Origin of the sequence: Brevibacillus sp. NRRL NRS-603 (assembly GCF_003013445.1) — a bacterium.
Taxonomy (GTDB): domain Bacteria; phylum Bacillota; class Bacilli; order Brevibacillales; family Brevibacillaceae; genus Brevibacillus; species Brevibacillus formosus.
Map to the genome: position 1 here is coordinate 69,206 of NZ_PXZN01000034.1, position 18,450 is coordinate 87,655.

An 18,450-nucleotide genomic window follows, 5' to 3' on the forward strand; every position below is an offset into this window, starting at 1 on the left:
GGCAAGGAAAGGAAGAACCCATCTTGTTATTTGAAACCCATGCTCATCTAAATGCGAAGGAATTCGATGAAGATCGTGCAGAGGTCATTGCTCGTGCGCAAGAAAATGGCGTCAGTACGATTGTGAACATCGGATTCAACGCTGAAACAATTCCAACCTGCATGGATTTGGCTCATGCGTATGACTTTATTTACGCCGTCATCGGTTGGCATCCACAAGACGCCAAGGACATGACAGACGAACATCTAGAATGGATTGAGGAACTCAGTCGAGATCCGAAAGTAGTGGGATTGGGTGAAATGGGCTTGGACTACTACTGGGATACGTCGCCACGTGATGTGCAGGCAGAGGTATTCCGCAAACAGATTCGTCTGGCTCGCAAGCTCGACATGCCGATCATCATCCACAATCGCGATGCGCACCAAGACGTTTTGACGATCCTGAAGGAAGAGAAGGCAGCAGATGTTGGCGGCATCATGCACTGCTTCTCTGGCAGCTGGGAAACAGCGAAGCAGGTACTCGATATGAATTTTTATATTTCGTTCGGTGGTCCGCTTACGTTCAAAAATGCCAAGCAGCCAAAAGAAGTAGCAGCGAAGGTACCGCTAGACAAGCTGTTGATAGAGACGGATTGCCCGTATCTTACTCCGCATCCTTTCCGCGGAAAGCGAAATGAGAGTGGATATGTGCGTTACGTCTGCGAGGAAATGGCGAACATTCATGGTTTGTCTTACGAGGAAATGGCACAAATTACCGCAGACAACGCCAGACGTCTTTTTCGCATGAACGGTTAATAAAAAGGGGAAATCACGATTGATCACGTGATTTCCCCTTTTTTTGTGTGAGGTAACCGGGTTCTACTCCATTTTGTCGACGCATACGATGAACAATGTGTCGAACGATTATTGTCCATCCGACATGGCTTCTCGACAGGTTTCTGCTACCATTCGCCATGCCTATTTTGCTAGTCTGATACCATTATCTCTTCAGCCAAAAGGGAGGGTAAATTTGACAAAGCCGGGAAAGTGAAATACAATCAAAGCCGACCTTGTGAAGTACCGGCCACTTCCAGAATATTAGTGCAATTACATCGACCCTTACCTGGCTAGACAAGAAGAGCCTCGTGCTTTTCTAGGAAAAGGAGTGTGGGAAATGGAGTTACGCGCGATATGGGAAAGGTATAAGAATCGTGGGCTAGTCATGTTTGGCTGCCTTGCACTTGTGCTCGTTCCCATGATTGGCTATTTCTCTGCCCAGGCTACTCAGCCAAAACAGGTCACTTTTTCGTTGGACGGAGAAAGCAAGACGGTCGCTACAAAAGCCAAGACCGTTGAGCAGTTCTTAACCGAGCGAAACATTACGGTAACGGAAAAGGATTCCCTTCAACCGACACTAGAGACGAAGCTAAAAGACGGAGCACTCATTACTTTATATACGACCTGGTCCATACCAATCCAGGTTGACGGGCAGAAAAAAACGATAGAGACACTTAGTCGTGATGTTGCTGGTGCGTTGAAGGACGGCGGCATCGTGCTAGGTGAGAAGGACCGGGTAGAACCGGCATTGACCGCTACACTTACCAAGGACTCCTCGATCAGCGTAAAGCGGGTTGTTGAGAAAATGGTAAAAGTCGATGAGCGAGTCACCTTTCAAGAAATACGCAAAAATGATCCAGCGCTGGAAAAAGGTAAGACCCGCGTATTACAAAGCGGGCAAGAAGGTAAGGCAATTGCACACTACAAGCTAATCATGGAAGATGGAAAAGAAGTCTCCCGTGATTTGGTCAAAAGAGATGTACTTGTACCGAAGAAAGATAATGTCGTAGCCGTGGGTACCGCAATCCCAACGTTGCAGAAAAAGGGTCAACCAGATCGGGTCCTGGTTGCTTCTGCAGCGGGTCCGGTCTCACGTGGTGGAAAAGTGTTTAGGCCGAAAAAAGTACTGAACGGGGTTACCCTGACTGCTTATACTCCTGCGGGAGGTGGCAAACATCCAAGTTCTCCGGGATATGGACGCACATCGACAGGGGCAAAAGCCAAGGCAGGTCACACAATCGCTGTAGATCCTAAAGTCATTCCGTATGGATGGTGGGTGTACATTGAAGGTGTTGGGTATCGTCGAGCTGAAGATACGGGTGGTGCCATGAAAGGTGGCAAAATCGACGTATTCGTAAGCACGGAATCCGAGGCGAGGAAGTTCGGTCGCAAGCGCAACAAAACTGTATATATCATTGGACCACAGAAGCCTTAGGACAGGAGCGATTGCTCCTGTTCTTCTGTTTCCTCCATGGTTATTGTGATAAGCTGTTTGTTAGTTAGACGATCCTGTTTTACCAAATGTTACATGTATTTTTGGCTTTGGGTACGATTTTTTTTGGAACACTAGTATCGTACCGACTTTGCACGAAAGTGGGAGCACATGATGAAGATCAAGGAAGTCATCGTGGTGGAAGGACGAGATGATACTGCAGCAATCAAGCGTGCGGTTAATGCCGATACGATTGAGACTGGCGGTTCTGCCATTCATAAAAGAACGATTGAAAAAATCAGGCTGGCACAACAAAAACGCGGTGTTATTATTTTCACAGACCCTGATTATCAAGGGGAGCGCATCCGAAAAATTATCAGCAAGTCTGTTCCAGGCTGTAAGCACGCATTTATTACTCAGGAGGATGGGACCAAAAAGGGCGACATCGGCGTCGAGAACGCGACCCCTGACGTAATTATTCGTGCGCTCTCAGAAGTGCGTACCGAAATGGCGGAAACGGCTGGAGAGATTACCTCTGACGATTTGCTGGCAAATGGCCTGACGTCCGGAGTGGATGCCAAAGAACGCAGAATCAAGCTGGGAGAAGCATTGGGGATCGGATACGCCAACGCCAAGCAAATGCTGCAGCGGCTCAATGCCTTCCAGATCAGTCGAGCAGAATTCGAAGCGGCCATTACGGCCATCAACAAAGAGAGGGAGTAAGCCATGACCCAAATAGCGGGCAAGGATATTGCCACACCTACGCGCACAAAAGAAATATTGGAGAAGTACGGCTTTTCTTTTAAGAAGAGTCTGGGCCAGAACTTCCTGATAGACACCAATATTTTACATAACATTGTTTCAGAGGCAGACCTCACCAAGGAAAAGGGCGCGATTGAAATTGGGCCCGGTATCGGTGCGCTGACGGAGCAATTGGGACGAGCAGCCAAAAAAGTAATGGCGATCGAAATCGACCAGCGTCTTTTGCCTATTTTGCAGGACACGCTGTCACCCTATGAAAATATTGAAGTCGTTCATGGGGACGTACTGGAGCTGGATCTGAAGAAGTTAATAGAAGAAAAGATGACAGGAGTGGAAAAGCTAAGCGTAGTGGCGAATTTGCCTTACTATGTGACGACACCGATCCTGATGAAGCTGCTGGAAGAGAGGTTGCCCCTCGAAAACATCGTGGTTATGATTCAAAAGGAAGTGGCAGAGAGGATTGCAGCCAAACCAGGGACGAAAGACTATGGCTCTCTGTCAGTCGCAGCTCAATTCTATGCAGATACAGAAGTAGCGATGATTGTGCCTGCTAGTGTGTTTGTCCCGCGTCCAAATGTTGACTCGGCAGTCATTCGCTTAAAGGTAAGAGATCGTCCGCCAGTGGAAGTAGATGATCAGGATGTGTTTTTCCGGGTGGTACGCAGCTCGTTTGCACAGCGTCGTAAGACATTGTTGAACAACCTAATGAACGGACTGTTTCCTAAAACCCAAAAGGATGAAGTAATACAGATGCTCACTGACATCGGGATCGATCCGACCCGACGTGGTGAAACACTGAGTTTGGACGAATTTGCCCGCCTAGCGAACGAAGGTATGCGCCGCGGACTGATTACGTAAATCATGAAGACAACCCCCTTATTTTTGGGCGTGATCCCCCAAGAATGGGGGTTTTTGCGTATTTATGCCCTCTATGCATACCATTTGACAAATATCTACGTTTTTTATGAAAAAAACCCCGTTGACAAAATATCGGCAGGGTTGCTATAATTTTTTATTTCTTTGACAAAATATAAGGGAGCTGTTATAATAGATGTAAGCGAGGTGGATGGAACAATGGCAAGAAACGCGTTACTTGACATTAAACGTAGTTTGGACGGACACATTGGTGAGCGCATCCTGCTGAAGGCTAATGGCGGTCGCCGCAAAACCGTTGAACGTAGTGGCATCCTCGAAGAAACTTACCCATCTGTGTTTGTGGTAAAGCTGGATGACGACCAACTTTTTGAGCGGGTATCTTACAGCTATGCTGACATCTTGACGGAAACAGTAGAATTGACGGTGTGCCGCGAAAACGAGCACATCCGCATCACATTTGTACAACAGTAGAGCCCTTTTGGGTTCTACTGTTTTGTTTTTTATATCGAAAAGCTCTGAACATTTGGTTGAGGCAATAAAAAGAGCGGCATGGAGCACACTAAGCCTGTCAACGAGAAGGAGGGTGCTATGGGTCGCAGACGAGGACTGATGTCAGAGCAGTTTAAGATGGAACTGGCCAAAGACCTTGGGTTTTACGATACGGTAAAATCTGAGGGTTGGGGAGGCATCACGACACGGGACGCGGGTAACATGGTCAAGCGGGCTGTTCAGCTTGCTGAGGAAGCATTAGCCGCTAAGCGATTGTAACGTTTGGGTTTGATCGTACGGACGTTTCTCACCATATAAACTCGTTGACAAGGTCGGGGTATCCCGGCCTTTTTTTCTGCAAAGAGAGCTGAATTTTCGAAATACCCATAATGATCTCGATCCTAATTCTTTTTAATTGATCAAGTGGCATGGGAGAGTTTGCCTATGCTACAATAAGAGACTAGGAAATTTAGAAAGTAGGCAGAGGTGAATTACGTGCGTATCTCGGTCAAAGCTCCGGCCAAAATTAATTTGACTCTCGACGTGCTTGCCAAACGGCCGGACGGTTATCACGAAGTAGAAATGGTGATGACAACCGTAGACTTGGCAGATCGTGTGGACATGACTCTACGCGAAGATGGTGAGATTACGCTGGACTGTTCTGCCAGCTTCGTACCGGATGATATCCGTAACCATGCATATAAAGCGGCAACGCTCATGAAAGAAAAATTTCAGGTACGCCAGGGCGTACACTTGTATATCGACAAGCAAATACCAGTTGCGGCTGGACTGGCAGGTGGCAGCAGTGATGCAGCGGCAACACTGCGCGGCTTGAACCAATTATGGAATCTCGGGTTGACCAGGGATGAGTTGGCTAAAATCGGAGCGGAGATTGGCTCTGATGTGCCATTTTGCGTTTACGGTGGAACAGCGCTGGCGACGGGGCGGGGCGAACAGATCGCGCATCTGGGAGCGCCTGCACCGTGCTGGATCATTCTAGCCAAGCCGCCTATCGGAGTATCTACCCCGGATGTATACGGAAACCTGCGTGTGGCTCAGATCGATAATCATCCCGATACCAAACAAATGCTGCAAGCCATTGCGACCCAAGACTTTTCACTCATGTGCCAATCTCTAGGGAATGTGTTAGAGAACGTTACACTCTCGCTCCATCCACAAGTAAGACAGATCAAGGATCTCATGGTCGCTTCGGGGGCAGATGGTGTCCTGATGTCTGGCAGCGGCCCTACTGTGTTTGCTCTTGTGCAAAAGGAAGCGAAAGTACATCGGATCTACAACGCGTTGCGAGGTTTTGTCAAAGATGTGTTTGTTGTCCGAATGTTAGGCGCTCAAGATGGGGAAATACTTGCATAAACCCGTATGGAAATGATACATTATCAGCATAATATTCGGTTTTGGAGGAAGAGCCATGAAGAAATTGCGCAGAAGTGCACGTCTGGTTGACATGACGCAGCACTTGCTTGCCCATCCCCATACGCTGACTCCTCTCACTCTGTTCGCGGAACAATACGGCGCAGCGAAATCATCCATCAGTGAAGACCTGTCTATCATCAAAGAGGCTTTTGAAGTCCAAGGGGTAGGCTTGTTGAAAACGGTGGCGGGAGCGGCAGGCGGAGTGAAGTATATTCCACAGGTCAAAACGGAAGAGGCCCTTCACTTCATGCGCGAACTGATCGGTCAACTTGCTAATCCAGAGAGACTTTTGCCAGGTGGATACTTGTACATGTCCGACATTCTCGGAAATCCACAAACGATGGCGAAGATCGGAAAGCTCTTTGCAACCGCTTATGCGGATAAAAATGTGGATGTCGTCATGACGGTGGAAACAAAGGGGATTCCACTTGCGTATGCGACGGCTATGTTTTTGAATGTGCCTGTTGTGATTGTGCGCCGTGACAATAAGGTGACGGAAGGTTCAGTAGTGAGCATTAACTATGTATCGGGTTCCAGTAAACGAATCCAAACCATGTCACTCGCTCGCCGCGGTTTGGCTGAGCAGTCTCGTGTCCTTATTGTGGACGACTTTATGAAAGCTGGCGGGACACTGCGGGGCATGATTGATTTGTTGCAGGAATTCCGTGCAACCGTAGTGGGATGCGGCGTGCTGGTTGAAACGACAGCGGATGTTTCTGAGCGTTTGGTAGATGAATACGTTTCGCTTGCAAAACTGCAGGATGTAGACTTCAAGGGCAAGCAAATTGAAATAGAGCTGGGCAGTTTTTTTGAAAATAGAGGGGAGTAGATAGGTATGGCAATCTCTTTTGTTTCAACTGACAAGGCTCCTGCCGCTATTGGTCCTTATAGCCAGGCTGCAAAGGTAGGTCCATTTCTTTTTGCATCGGGTCAAATTCCGTTGCGTGCAGACGGCACTTTGGTAGAAGGTGACGTCGTGGAGCAAACCCACCAGGTTTTTTCCAACATTCAAGCGGTACTGGCAGAAGCCGGTGGCAACCTGACGAACGTAGTGAAGGCTACGGTATTTATCAAGGACATGAATGATTTTGGTCAACTGAACGAGGTGTACGGCCAATATTTTGGTGATCACAAGCCAGCTCGCTCCACTGTAGAAGTGGCACGACTGCCGCGTGATGTAAAAGTAGAAATTGAAATCGTAGCTTATATCGATTAGAAAAAAATGGAAAACAGCCTGATGCCACGTGCATTGGGCTGTTTTTGTGCTTGCAGAAAATGTTTCCAAAAAATGACATATAAACATATTTATATATTTTTTCAAAAATTACATAATGGTAAGCAGGAATATTTACCCAGCAGGTGGAAATAATCCTAAACGCGTTACATAGATAAAGGGAGTGAACTAGATGGAAGTAACAGACGTAAGACTTCGCCGAGTGAATACGGATGGTAGGATGAAAGCGATTGCATCCATTACAATTGACCATGAGTTTGTGGTTCATGATATCCGTGTCATTGACGGAAACAATGGTATGTTTGTAGCTATGCCGAGCAAGCGTACACCAGATGGAGAATTCCGTGATATTGCACATCCGATTTCTTCGACTACCCGTGAAAAAATCCAGGCAGCAGTACTCACAGAATACGACCGCGTAGGTCAAGAGGAAGAGAGCACTATCGAAGCTGGTGCTTAAAAAGTCCTGATCACAAAGCACCCTGTCACTTGCGGCAGGGTGCTTCGGCGTCCGTTAACCATAACATTTTTGTAAATCGTTCAAGATTATTTCTCGGTCCATTCCTTCCCCGATGAAGACAGCTACCATTTTCGGTCCGAAATTTTCAAAAGGGAACAGAAGCACCTGATTATCGGTATGTTGAAACGAGATCAGCTCGGGCTTTCCGTGGAACTGGACGTAGCCTTTTGCCCGATAGACGTTTTTGGGGAGATCGTACAGAAAGTCCTCGAATTTTTTCGGGTCTACGGGTCCGGTGAATGCATAGGAAAACGTTTCGATACTATTGTAGAGAGTGGGTTGGCTTGTTTTCAGGCCAAGGGATTGCTTGAGCCTGTCCATCGTGGACATTCTGCCGATGCTTTTCTGTACGGCAATGGGGCGGTTTGCTTCGTTGTCGAGCGGCCGCTCATGAACAGTGCGTTTGACCGACAAAAGCCGGGAGACTTCTATTTCTGCCTGAACAGTAGCGTGTATGGGTGCAGTGGGATTGATTTCACTGAGCTTTTGACGGACCCGTTCTATGACGTCGGGACTAGTCAAATCTGTTTTGTTCAAAAGAAGCAGGTCTGCGTAACGCACTTGGTTTCGAATCGTTTTGACCAGAGTGGCAGTCGAGGAGAATCGTGAGTTAAGGTCCAGAAAGCGAGAGGCGTCGACAACACTAATGGTCCCTTTTAACTCCAGTCGATCATACAGCTCTGGGTGGGTAATCGTATCGATGACATCAAGTGGATCAGCTACACCAGTAGTCTCGATGAGGATTCGGTCTGGCGCAATGGCGTTCATAATATCTTTCAAGCCCTCCGTCAGCTCTCCCTTGATCGAGCAGCATATGCAGCCATCGAGCATTTTTTTGACAGGAAAGCCGAAGCCTTGCAATTGTTCCCCGTCGATATCTTCCTCCCCCATTTCATTCATCAAGACGACTACTTTCTGGTCTGTGATGCGCAAATGAGTCAGCCACTTTTGCAAAAGGGTAGTTTTTCCGCTTCCTAAATACCCAGTCAGCAAGTATACCTCTGCGCTCATCTCATCCTACCTCCTTCAAATAACCCCTTTCGCCAAACAATATATCACATTTCTGTCAGAAAATTAAATGTTGTCTGCCATGTGTCTAACTACTGGCAATGCAAGGAATCAGTGATAATCCTGTATCGATTGTCTTGAAATTCACATATGAATTAGGATATAGTCATTGTGGAACTTCTACGATGGAGGGTTGACATGTCTAAGATCCATGCCGTGGTTCTGGCTGCTGGTCAGGGTACACGGATGAAATCGAAGCTGTACAAAGTCCTGCACCCTGTGTGCGGAAAGCCTATGGTTCAGCATGTAGTCGATACGATGGCGTCCATGCAGGTCCAGGATATCGTTGTCGTCGTAGGTCATGGTGCTGACGCTGTCCGTGCCAAGCTAGGCGAGGACGTCACTTATGCACTGCAAGAAGAACAGTTGGGAACGGCACATGCCGTTTCGCAGGCAGCGCCGTTTTTACAGGATAAAGAAGGAACTACGTTTCTTTTATATGGAGACGTTCCCCTCTTGTCAGCGACTACGTTGTCGGCCTTGCTGACCTATCACGAGGAGCAGCAAGCGGCTGCAACCGTATTAACCGCCGTGTTACCTGACGCAACAGGTTATGGGCGTATCGTACGCAATGAGGCGGGCGAAGTATTGCGAATCGTGGAACATAAGGACGCTACGGAAACGGAACGGGCGATCAGAGAAATTAATACGGGCATATACTGCTATGACAACCGAAAATTATGGAAAGCCTTGGCGGAAGTGAAAAATGACAACGCACAAGGCGAATACTATGTAACAGACGTTGTCGGTATTTTGCGTGAAGCAGGTGAAAAGGTAGTTGGATACGAAGCGGTTGACCCGGAGGAAACGATGGGTGTGAACGATCGTGTACAGCTATCGGAAGCAGAAGCCTACATGAAAAAACGTATTATGACTGGTCACATGCGAAATGGTGTGACAATCATCGATCCAGCTTCTACGTATATCGAAGCGGATGTGAAGATTGAGGCAGATACCGTGATTCACCCGGGTTCTTTCCTGCGTGGACAAACAAACGTTGGAGCTGATTGTGTAATCGGGCCCCAAGCGGATCTGACGAATGTAGAAGTAGCGAGTGGTGTGACCATTTCTTACTCGGTGATGGTTGATTCGAGTGTCGAAAGCAATTCATCTGTTGGGCCATTTGCTTATGTTCGACCAGGATCACAGATTGGAAGCAATGCCAAAATCGGTGATTTCGTGGAATTGAAAAATGCGAAAATTGGTGACGGTACGAAGGTTCCTCATCTCAGCTATGTAGGAGATGCGGAGATCGGAGACGGAGTCAATATTGGCTGTGGAACGATTACCGTCAACTATGATGGCGCAGTGAAGCATAAAACAACAGTAAAAGATGGAGCATTCATCGGATGCAACAGCAATCTGGTTGCGCCAGTTACAGTTGGACAAAATGCTTATGTAGCTGCAGGATCGACCATTAATCAAGATGTGCCAGATAATGCGCTTGCGATCGCACGTGAGCGTCAAGTAAATAAAATCGATTACGCGAACAAAATGCCTCGCAAGGGCAAAAAGCAATCATAACGGGAGGTTCTTGAGAAGATCATGGCTAACTACCGCGACCCAAAACTGAAGGTATTTACGTGCAACGCAAACCCGGAACTGGCAAAAGAAATCGCCGAACACATCGGCGTACCACTCGGAAACGCACAAGTAGTGCGCTTTAGTGATGGCGAATGCCAACTCAAACTCAATGAAAGCGTTCGCGGTTGTGATGTATTTGTCATTCAGCCAACGTCTGCTCCCGTTAATGAGCATTTGATGGAGCTTTTGGTCATGGTCGATGCATTGAAGCGCGCTTCGGCTAAGAGTATCAACGTGGTCATTCCTTACTACGGTTATGCTCGTCAAGATCGTAAAGCACGTGCACGCGATCCAATCACGGCTAAGCTGGTTGCGAACCTGATCGAGACAGCGGGTGCACAACGTGTGATTACGATGGATCTGCACGCAACACAAATCCAAGGCTTCTTCGATATTCCGGTAGATCATTTGCTGGGTGTGCCTATCTTGGGTAAACACTTCTCTGAAAAAGGTCTGAAAGATATCGTTGTCGTATCTCCAGACCACGGTGGAGTGACCCGTGCTCGTAAATTGGCAGAACGTCTGGAAGCGCCTATTGCCATTATTGACAAACGCCGCCCAGAACCAAACGTAGCCGAAGTAATGAACATTGTAGGTAACATCGAAGGCAAAACAGCGATCATCATCGACGATATTATCGATACCGCTGGAACGATCACACTGGCTGCTAATGCACTTGTAGAAGCAGGCGCACGTGAAGTATATGCATGCTGCACGCACCCAGTTCTGTCTGGTCCTGCTATCGAGCGTATTGCTAACTCGAAGATCAAGGAACTGATTGTGACCAACTCGATCCCGCTGACAGAAGAACAAATTATCGATAAGATTACTGTTCTTTCCGTAGCGCCAATCATTGGTGAAGCAATCATTCGTGTTCACGAAGAGCTTTCCGTAAGCAAGTTGTTCGATTAATATACAATCCCCTGTTAGGGGATTGAACTAAACCTCCGATGGACAAGCTAGTGAGGAAACTTTTACTAGCAGTCCGAAGGAGGTTTTTTTTGTGGAACAATTACAGGCACAGTCTCGCGAAAAAAAGACAGGCAATGCTGTAAAGGTACTGCGCAATGAAGGTTGGGTTCCCGGTATTATGTACGGCAGCGATATGGGCAACAAGCCGATTCAGGTTAAAGGAAGAGATCTGGATGCTGCCCTGCGTCACCAAGCCACGAACAAGCCATTCCGGTTAAGTGTAGACGGGAACACCCACGATGTTATGGTTTATGAACTGCAACGGGATCCTTTGCAGGGGAACATTTTGCATGCAGATTTTAAGAAGATCAATATGAATGAAAAAATACACACGTCTGTCCCTGTCCTCATGACAGGAGATCCAGAATTGGGTGTGGCTACCCTTATCCGCCACAGTGTGGAAGTGACTTGCTTGCCAGGTATTATACCAGAATCGTTCCTGGTCGATGTCGATGGATTGAATATTGGGGATGTCGTGCTGGTTTCGGATCTGAATGTCCCACCTGGAATAGATCTAGGGCTCGAATCCACAGAAGTGCTGATCAGTGTACTGCCTGTGAAGGTCAAGTCCGATGAATCAATTGATGCAGAGCAAGAAGCAGAGGCAGTGGCTGAAAAAGCAGGAACAGCGAACGAATAAAATCATGGCATGAAAAAGAAGGGCGAGGTGATTTCATCTCTGCCCTTCTACTTTTGTTCACGTAACCATTCGAGTACAATGGGGAGAGAGTAGGAGGGAATAAGCGTGAAAGTCATAATCGGATTGGGTAATCCCGGCAAAAAATATGAAGACACCAGACATAATGCTGGCTTTATGGCCATAGATAAGATTAGCGACAAATGGGGAATTCCTGTTACGCAAAACAAGTTTCGTGCACTCGTGGGCGAAGGACGCATCGAAGGGGAGAAGGTACTGCTGGTGAAACCGCAGACGTACATGAATCTCTCTGGTGAATCGGTAGCGGAAGTCCTCAAGTTTTACAAGCTGATTCCGGACGATCTCGTCGTCATCTACGACGATCTTGATTTGCCGACCGGACATCTTCGTCTACGAGAAAAAGGCAGCGCTGGTGGGCACAACGGCATCAAGTCAATGATTCAGCATTTGGGCACACAGGAGTTTAAACGGATCAAAGTAGGAATCAGTCGTCCTGAACCAGGGCGGAGCGTCAGCGACTATGTTTTGAATACGTTTCCAGTGGCTGAAAGAGCTGACATTCAAGAAGCGGTGGGCTTAGCTGCTGATGCATGCGCCATGTGGACAAGAGAGTCGTTTTTAAAGGTCATGAACCATTACAACAGCTTGAAAAAGTAGTATGATTTCCCACCCAGCCGTCCATACTAATCGATAGGAACAGTATGGGGGTGGTATGTGCATGAGCATACGCTATACATGTCGTTGCTGCGGCATGAAGATTGCAGAATTTGACGAATCGCAAGTAACAGAAGCGCAGCTCGGGTTTGATTCCTTGACCCCGGAGGAACGTGCTCTTATAATATCGAGAGAACAAAGTGGAGATACGGTCGTCAGCATCACGTGCGACTACTGCCGTGAAGCGCTGATTCAGCATCCAGAGCTTTCGCTAGTCGGAAACCCACTTCAATAAGTGGATACGCATTAGGAAGGCTTGCACTGACAAGGCCTTAGCTTGGGGAGCTAAGGCTTCTTTTCGCATGGCTGACCTGCGGTTGTTGTGAACGTAAGCGAAGCTCTGATTTTAGTTGACAGAAGAATTAGAGAGGGGATTAGTGAATGCAAGTCATCATTAACCCGATGAAACAGGACACGAACGTCGGGACAATCGTGGCTGGTTTGGAGAAGGGGCTACATGAGCAGCTTGTCTCTGGCTTAGCTGGTTCCGCCCGGCAAGTATTGATGGCGTCATTACAACAAATGTCAGATCGTCCGGTCTGTGTTGTGACGCATAACATGTACCAAGCACAAAAAGTATACGAAGATTTGATCGAGTTGGTTCCCTCTGATCAGGTGTTGCTTTATCCCGGTAATGAGCTGATTGGCTCTGAGCTTGCCATTGCCAGCCCTGAGATGCTGGCGCAGCGAATTCATGTATTCAACCGTCTGGCCCAAGGCTTTACGGGTTTTTTGGTTGCACCTTTTGCTGGCTTGCGTCGCTTGGTCGTTCCTCCGCAAGTTTGGAAGGAAGCGCAGATTCAGTTGTCCGTCGGTGATGAGCTCGATATCGAGTCCTTTTTGCTCCGATGTATTGAGCTTGGCTATGAGCGAGTGGACATGGTCGAGCGCAAGGGAGAAATGAGTATTCGCGGTGGAATTATCGACTTGTATCCGATCGATTCGGAGTGGCCGGTGCGGATTGAGCTTTTTGATGTGGAGATCGACTCGATCCGTACGTTTGACATGCTCTCCCAACGGTCATTGGAATCCGTCCAAACTTATATTCTCGGTCCGGCAAAAGAAATGATCGCTTCGACTCCGTTATTGCAGGAATCGGCTGTTCGCTTAGAACAAAAGCTGGGGGAAACCATCGCCAATTTAAAGGATGGGGCTGCTAAAGAAAAAGTCATGGAGCGAATCGGCTCTGATGCAGAGAGAATGAAGCAGGGACAGCGTTTTGCACAGTTGTACTCATACATCTCTGTCATTTACCCGACTGGCGATACATTATTGTCCTATATGCCTTCCGATACCTTGCTGATCGTTGATGAGCCTTCTCGTGTGTTGGATACGGCAGCGCAATTGCAAAAAGAAGAAGGGGAATGGCTGACAGGACGCATCATCCAGGGCGAATATATGTCCAATCTCAGCCTGTCGCGCACGTACGACGAGATCGTGGCGACGAAAAAGCGCCAGATCGTTTACCTCTCCCTATTTTTGAGACAATCACCGAAGACCCAGCCGCAAAACATCGTGAATCTGACTTGTCGTACCATGCAAAACTTCCATGGCCAGATGAACGTGCTAAAAACAGAGCTGGCTCGTTGGAAGAAGTCTCAGGATCAGATCGTCTTTGTCGCAGCTGATTTGGAGCGAGCGAAGCGACTTGAGCGTGTCTTGCATGACTACGAGATGGAAGCGGATGTTTTAACAGATGCAGTCGAAACGGTGCCTCCGGGGCGTCCTACGATCATTTTAGGAAACCTCCAGACAGGCTTTGAGCTGCCTCTAAACAAGCTGGTTGTTATTACGGAAGGTGAAGTATTTACCGCAAAACAGCGCAAGGCGCGCAAAGTTCAGCAGACGATGAACAACGCGGAGCGTATCAAAAACTACCTCGAGCTCAAGCCCGGTGATTTCGTCGTGCACGTGAATCACGGGATTGGAAAATACCTTGGAATTGAAACCAAGGAAATTCTCGGAATTCATAAAGATTACCTTCATATTCAATACGCGGCAGGAGACAGTCTGTTTGTTCCGATTGATCAAATCGACCATGTGCAGAAGTACGTAGCGAGTGAAGAGGCCCAGCCGAAGATTTACAGCTTGGGCGGCAGCGAGTGGAAACGTGTCAAAAACAAAGTCCAGTCGTCTGTAAAGGATATCGCCGAAGATTTGATCAAGCTGTATGCAGCCCGCGAAGCGGCTGTCGGTCATACATTCTCTCCCGACACGGCAGAGCAGCGTGAATTTGAGGCGATGTTCCCGTATCAGGAAACACAAGACCAGCTCCGCGCGATTTCGGAAGTGAAAGCGGACATGGAGCGCAAACGTCCGATGGATCGCCTTGTTTGTGGGGACGTGGGTTACGGGAAGACAGAGGTTGCGATTCGTGCTGCCTTCAAGGCGGTCATGGACGGAAAACAGGTAGCTGTTTTGGTTCCAACTACGATTCTGGCTCAGCAGCATTACGAGACGTTCCGTGAGCGTTTTGCGGAATATCCGATCCGCGTGGAGGTATTAAGTCGATTCCGTTCACGCAAAGAGCAGAATGCCACACTAAAAGGACTGAAGGAAGGCACAGTCGATGTCGTCATTGGTACACACCGTCTGCTTTCCAAGGACCTGACATTCCGCGAGCTTGGTTTGTTAATCGTAGACGAGGAGCAGCGCTTCGGTGTAAGCCACAAGGAAAAGCTGAAGCAGATTAAAACGAATGTGGATGTCATGACTCTGACCGCTACGCCGATTCCACGTACCTTGCACATGTCGATGCTCGGTGTGCGTGATTTGTCTGTCATCGAAACGCCGCCAGAAAATCGTTTTCCTGTACAGACGTATGTGATGGATTACAGCCCTGCTCTCGTTCGCGAAGCGATTGAGCGTGAGATGGCTCGTGATGGGCAAGTGTTCTTCCTCTATAACCAAGTACAAGGAATCGAACAGATGGCGGAGCAGATCTCCATGCTCGTTCCTGACGCACGCATCGCTGTAGCGCATGGACAGATGAACGAAAGCGAGCTGGAAGGCGTTATTCTCGACTTTTTGGAAGGGAATTTTGACGTATTGGTCAGCACGACGATCATTGAGACCGGTGTGGACATTCCGAACGTCAATACGCTGATTATTTACAATGCAGATAAAATGGGCTTGTCTCAGCTGTATCAGCTGCGTGGACGTGTAGGTCGTTCCAATCGAATTGCGTACGCTTACTTTACGTATCAACGGGACAAGGTGCTGACAGAGGTAGCGGAAAAACGTCTGCAAGCCATCAAGGAATTTACCGAGCTCGGCTCTGGTTTCAAAATCGCGATGCGGGACTTGTCCATTCGTGGAGCGGGTAATTTGCTGGGTGCGGAGCAGCATGGTTTTATTAATACGGTCGGATTCGACTTGTACAGCCAGATGTTGAAAGAAGCCATTGATGAGCTGAAGGGCGAAGTCAAACACGAAATTGTCACACCTGTAGAGATTAATCTGCAACTGGATGCCTATATTCCGTCGATGTACATTACGGATAGCCGACAAAAAATCGAGATGTACAAAAAGTTTGTCGCAGTGTCTACCTTGGAAGACGTAGACGATTTGGCAGAGGAGCTGCTAGACCGTTTTGGGCCAGTTCCGAAGCCGGTTGATAATTTGTTGACTATTTCCCGTTTGCGTGTGTATGCCTTGAAGCACCACATCACCGAAATTAGCCAAAAGAATCCAGACGAGATTAAATTGCTCCTGCACCCTAGTCAGAACAACAACATCGATGGTGGAGCTTTGTTTGCGCTTACCAGTAACTGGAGTAAGAGGGTTGGGCTGTCGGGTGGACAACAGATCACGATTGCTGTTAAAGTAAAAGGGTTAAAGGAAGATGAGGGCGTGCAGTTGGTTGAAAAGCTGCTGCGTCAATTTCACCAGGTGCGAAGAGACACTGGTACGGAGAGCCCTGTGTCTTAACTGACAAAATGGGCTTGCCCGGGAAGGGAGAACCTTATTTATGAAACGTTCTGTAGCGATTCTATCTTCGGCTGTTCTGGTCGTGGCACTCATGGCTGGTTGCGGCGGAAAAGCAGAAGAAGCGAAACAAGAAACAAAAACTCCAGCGAATCAGACAGATGGCAGCAATCAAGCTGCTAACGATCCTTTGGTACAATTCCCTAAACTCACTCTGCCTTACGCAGCAGACCAGAAAGCGGTCGTTGTGGAGTATCAGGGAGGAACTGTAACAGGAAAAGAGTTCGAAGAGTTCCTGCGTGTCATTAACTTCATGAACCCGCAACAAGGTACTATGATTGAAATGGCTGATAGCAACGCACTGAAGGCTTTTGCTCGTGAGTATACAGCTACTAAGGTTTTGGCTAGCCGTTCCGACGAGGCCATGAAAAAAGAGTCCAAAGAACTCGCTGAGAAAACTTTCGACAAAATTAAAACACAGTACATGAGCTTTTTGGGCAAGGATGAAGCTCAGTTCACCAAGCTCATGGAAGGCCAAGGCGTAACCAAGGACATGATCATCAATCAGATGGACCTGATCAACCAGTCCATCAATGTGATGAAAAAGAATATCGACGATGCTACGCTGAAGCAAACCTATGATCAAATGGACAAAGCTTCCCGTACCGTTGCTTCTGTTCGCCACATCCTGATCTCTACCGAAAAGCGCACACCGGAAGAGGCGTTGAAAATCTCCAACGACTTGGTAGCGCGCCTGAAAAAGGGTGAGGACTTCGCGAAGCTGGCAACAGAGTTCACAGATGACCCAGGTAGCAAGGAGTCTGGCGGCTTGTACGAAAATGCGGATGTAACGCAATGGGTACCAGAATTTAAAGAAGCATCCCTGACGCAAAAAGTCGGCGAAGTTGGTCCGCCAGTAAAAACTAATTTTGGTTACCATATTATTAAGGTCGAGAATCGCAAAGAAAAGACCTTTGATGAGATGAAAGAACAGCTCCGCGCGAGCTCTTTGGAGAAAGCGTACGATACTTTCGCCAAGAGCGAGCTGGACAAGCTCATTACGAAATTCAACATCCCGCAGTCCAAAAATGATGCTCCGGCAAAGAAATAAGAAGTCCGAAGAAAAACAGGGAATTCGTTTCCCTGTTTTTTCGTTTTCTCGCATATTCTTCAAACGTGGGCAAATACTATTATCACTCGCTACCACCCGGGGGAGAGTAACTGAAGTAACTGGCAAAAATTGATACCATCACCCATAGTTAAAATTAGAATTTGAGGAAAAAATACAACTAACCAACCACCATTTATTCACTACCCACTTCTCAGGGAAAGCGAGGCAACAAGACATGAAAGCAACTGGTATCGTTCGTCGAATTGACGACCTCGGTCGGGTCGTGATTCCTAAGGAGATTCGTCGTACACTGCGCATTCGTGAGGGCGACCCGCTTGAGATTTTTGTGGATCGTGACGGAGAAGTCATTCTCAAAAAGTATTCACCGATTGGAGAGTTGGGTGATTTTGCAAAAGAGTACGCCGACTCTTTGTACGAAAGCATGAATCATACCGTACTGATTTCAGACAGGGATAGTGTCATTGCAGTGGCAGGTGCCTCCAAAAAGGACTACTTGGAGAAAGCGATTGGCAGTATTGTGGAGAAATGCTTGGAGGAAAGAAAAACCCGACTGGAGAAAAACACAGGCTCTTATGAAATTTGTCGTGACATGAACGAGACATATGGTTCGTTCGTCGTTGCACCGATTGTAGCGGGAGGCGACCCAATCGGGTCCGTAATCCTCCTGAACAAAAACGAGTCAACCAAGATGAGTGATTTGGAGATCAAAATGTCGGAAACAGCGGCCGGTTTCCTGGCAAAACAGATGGAGCAGTAAGATAGCACAAGAAAAACAGCCTCGTACCCTGGGGCTGTTTTTCTTGTGCCTATGGCCTTGTGGTATAATGAACGAA

19 protein-coding genes are annotated in these 18,450 nt (G+C 47.7%); 18 read left to right on the forward strand and 1 reads right to left on the reverse strand.

Annotated elements, in window-relative coordinates:
* The first annotated feature begins 23 nt into the window (after positions 1–23).
* The 10 genes from C7R94_RS23710 to spoVG all read left to right on the forward strand — a co-directional run bounded on the left by C7R94_RS23710 (position 24) and on the right by spoVG (position 7,502).
* Positions 24–794, forward strand: a complete 771-nt coding sequence (locus C7R94_RS23710) for a TatD family hydrolase (RefSeq protein WP_106785202.1) — start codon at positions 24–26, stop codon at positions 792–794.
* A 358-nt stretch (positions 795–1,152) separates the two neighbouring features.
* Positions 1,153–2,250 carry a resuscitation-promoting factor gene (locus C7R94_RS23715; RefSeq protein WP_106785203.1) on the forward strand — a complete coding sequence of 366 codons (1,098 nt, stop codon included), beginning with the start codon at positions 1,153–1,155 and terminating at the stop codon, positions 2,248–2,250.
* Positions 2,251–2,421: 171 nt separating this feature from the next.
* The gene (gene rnmV, locus C7R94_RS23720; RefSeq protein ID WP_047074537.1) at positions 2,422–2,970 is read left to right on the forward strand and encodes a ribonuclease M5; all 549 of its coding nucleotides are present in this window, start codon (positions 2,422–2,424) and stop codon (positions 2,968–2,970) included.
* 3 nt (positions 2,971–2,973) lie between these two features.
* Positions 2,974–3,867: a 16S rRNA (adenine(1518)-N(6)/adenine(1519)-N(6))-dimethyltransferase RsmA gene (gene rsmA / locus C7R94_RS23725; protein ID WP_047074462.1), complete on the forward strand. Its 894-nt coding sequence runs from the start codon at positions 2,974–2,976 to the stop codon at positions 3,865–3,867.
* A gap of 216 nt (positions 3,868–4,083) precedes the next feature.
* Entirely contained in the window at positions 4,084–4,356 is a 273-nt protein-coding gene (gene veg, locus C7R94_RS23730; protein WP_005830485.1) for a biofilm formation stimulator Veg, read from the forward strand.
* 117 nt (positions 4,357–4,473) lie between these two features.
* Positions 4,474–4,653: a small, acid-soluble spore protein, alpha/beta type gene (locus tag C7R94_RS23735; protein ID WP_106785204.1), complete on the forward strand. Its 180-nt coding sequence runs from the start codon at positions 4,474–4,476 to the stop codon at positions 4,651–4,653.
* 216 nt (positions 4,654–4,869) lie between these two features.
* Positions 4,870–5,748, forward strand: coding sequence for a 4-(cytidine 5'-diphospho)-2-C-methyl-D-erythritol kinase (gene ispE, locus C7R94_RS23740; RefSeq protein ID WP_106785205.1), 879 nt, complete (start codon positions 4,870–4,872; stop codon positions 5,746–5,748).
* 55 nt (positions 5,749–5,803) lie between these two features.
* Complete coding sequence (gene purR / locus C7R94_RS23745) at positions 5,804–6,637, forward strand: pur operon repressor (protein WP_007719934.1); 834 nt, start codon at positions 5,804–5,806, stop codon at positions 6,635–6,637.
* 6 nt (positions 6,638–6,643) lie between these two features.
* Entirely contained in the window at positions 6,644–7,024 is a 381-nt protein-coding gene (locus C7R94_RS23750) for a RidA family protein (protein ID WP_106785206.1), read from the forward strand.
* Positions 7,025–7,214: 190 nt separating this feature from the next.
* Positions 7,215–7,502: a septation regulator SpoVG gene (gene spoVG, locus C7R94_RS23755; protein ID WP_007719936.1), complete on the forward strand. Its 288-nt coding sequence runs from the start codon at positions 7,215–7,217 to the stop codon at positions 7,500–7,502.
* A 54-nt stretch (positions 7,503–7,556) separates the two neighbouring features.
* Here the strand turns inward: spoVG and C7R94_RS23760 are convergent, their stop codons facing one another.
* Positions 7,557–8,573 (reverse strand): CobW family GTP-binding protein, encoded by a 1,017-nt coding sequence (locus C7R94_RS23760; protein ID WP_106785207.1) that lies wholly within the window; start codon positions 8,571–8,573, stop codon positions 7,557–7,559.
* Between the two features lie 195 nt (positions 8,574–8,768).
* Here C7R94_RS23760 and glmU point away from each other — a divergent pair, with 195 nt between their 5' ends.
* The 8 genes from glmU to spoVT all read left to right on the forward strand — a co-directional run bounded on the left by glmU (position 8,769) and on the right by spoVT (position 18,374).
* Entirely contained in the window at positions 8,769–10,154 is a 1,386-nt protein-coding gene (gene glmU, locus C7R94_RS23765; protein WP_106785208.1) for a bifunctional UDP-N-acetylglucosamine diphosphorylase/glucosamine-1-phosphate N-acetyltransferase GlmU, read from the forward strand.
* 21 nt (positions 10,155–10,175) lie between these two features.
* Positions 10,176–11,126 carry a ribose-phosphate diphosphokinase gene (locus C7R94_RS23770; RefSeq protein WP_106785209.1) on the forward strand — a complete coding sequence of 317 codons (951 nt, stop codon included), beginning with the start codon at positions 10,176–10,178 and terminating at the stop codon, positions 11,124–11,126.
* Positions 11,127–11,217: 91 nt separating this feature from the next.
* Positions 11,218–11,826, forward strand: a complete 609-nt coding sequence (locus tag C7R94_RS23775; protein ID WP_106785210.1) for a 50S ribosomal protein L25 — start codon at positions 11,218–11,220, stop codon at positions 11,824–11,826.
* A 105-nt stretch (positions 11,827–11,931) separates the two neighbouring features.
* The gene (pth, locus tag C7R94_RS23780; RefSeq protein WP_047074477.1) at positions 11,932–12,501 is read left to right on the forward strand and encodes an aminoacyl-tRNA hydrolase; all 570 of its coding nucleotides are present in this window, start codon (positions 11,932–11,934) and stop codon (positions 12,499–12,501) included.
* Positions 12,502–12,562: 61 nt separating this feature from the next.
* Positions 12,563–12,793, forward strand: coding sequence for an anti-sigma-F factor Fin (locus C7R94_RS23785; protein ID WP_007726431.1), 231 nt, complete (start codon positions 12,563–12,565; stop codon positions 12,791–12,793).
* Between the two features lie 146 nt (positions 12,794–12,939).
* Positions 12,940–16,488: a transcription-repair coupling factor gene (gene mfd / locus C7R94_RS23790; protein ID WP_106785211.1), complete on the forward strand. Its 3,549-nt coding sequence runs from the start codon at positions 12,940–12,942 to the stop codon at positions 16,486–16,488.
* 40 nt (positions 16,489–16,528) lie between these two features.
* A complete protein-coding gene (locus C7R94_RS23795) occupies positions 16,529–17,596 on the forward strand; it encodes a peptidylprolyl isomerase (protein ID WP_106785212.1) in 1,068 nt (355 codons plus the stop codon).
* 235 nt (positions 17,597–17,831) lie between these two features.
* Positions 17,832–18,374: a stage V sporulation protein T gene (spoVT, locus tag C7R94_RS23800; protein WP_106785213.1), complete on the forward strand. Its 543-nt coding sequence runs from the start codon at positions 17,832–17,834 to the stop codon at positions 18,372–18,374.
* Positions 18,375–18,450 lie beyond the last annotated feature (76 nt).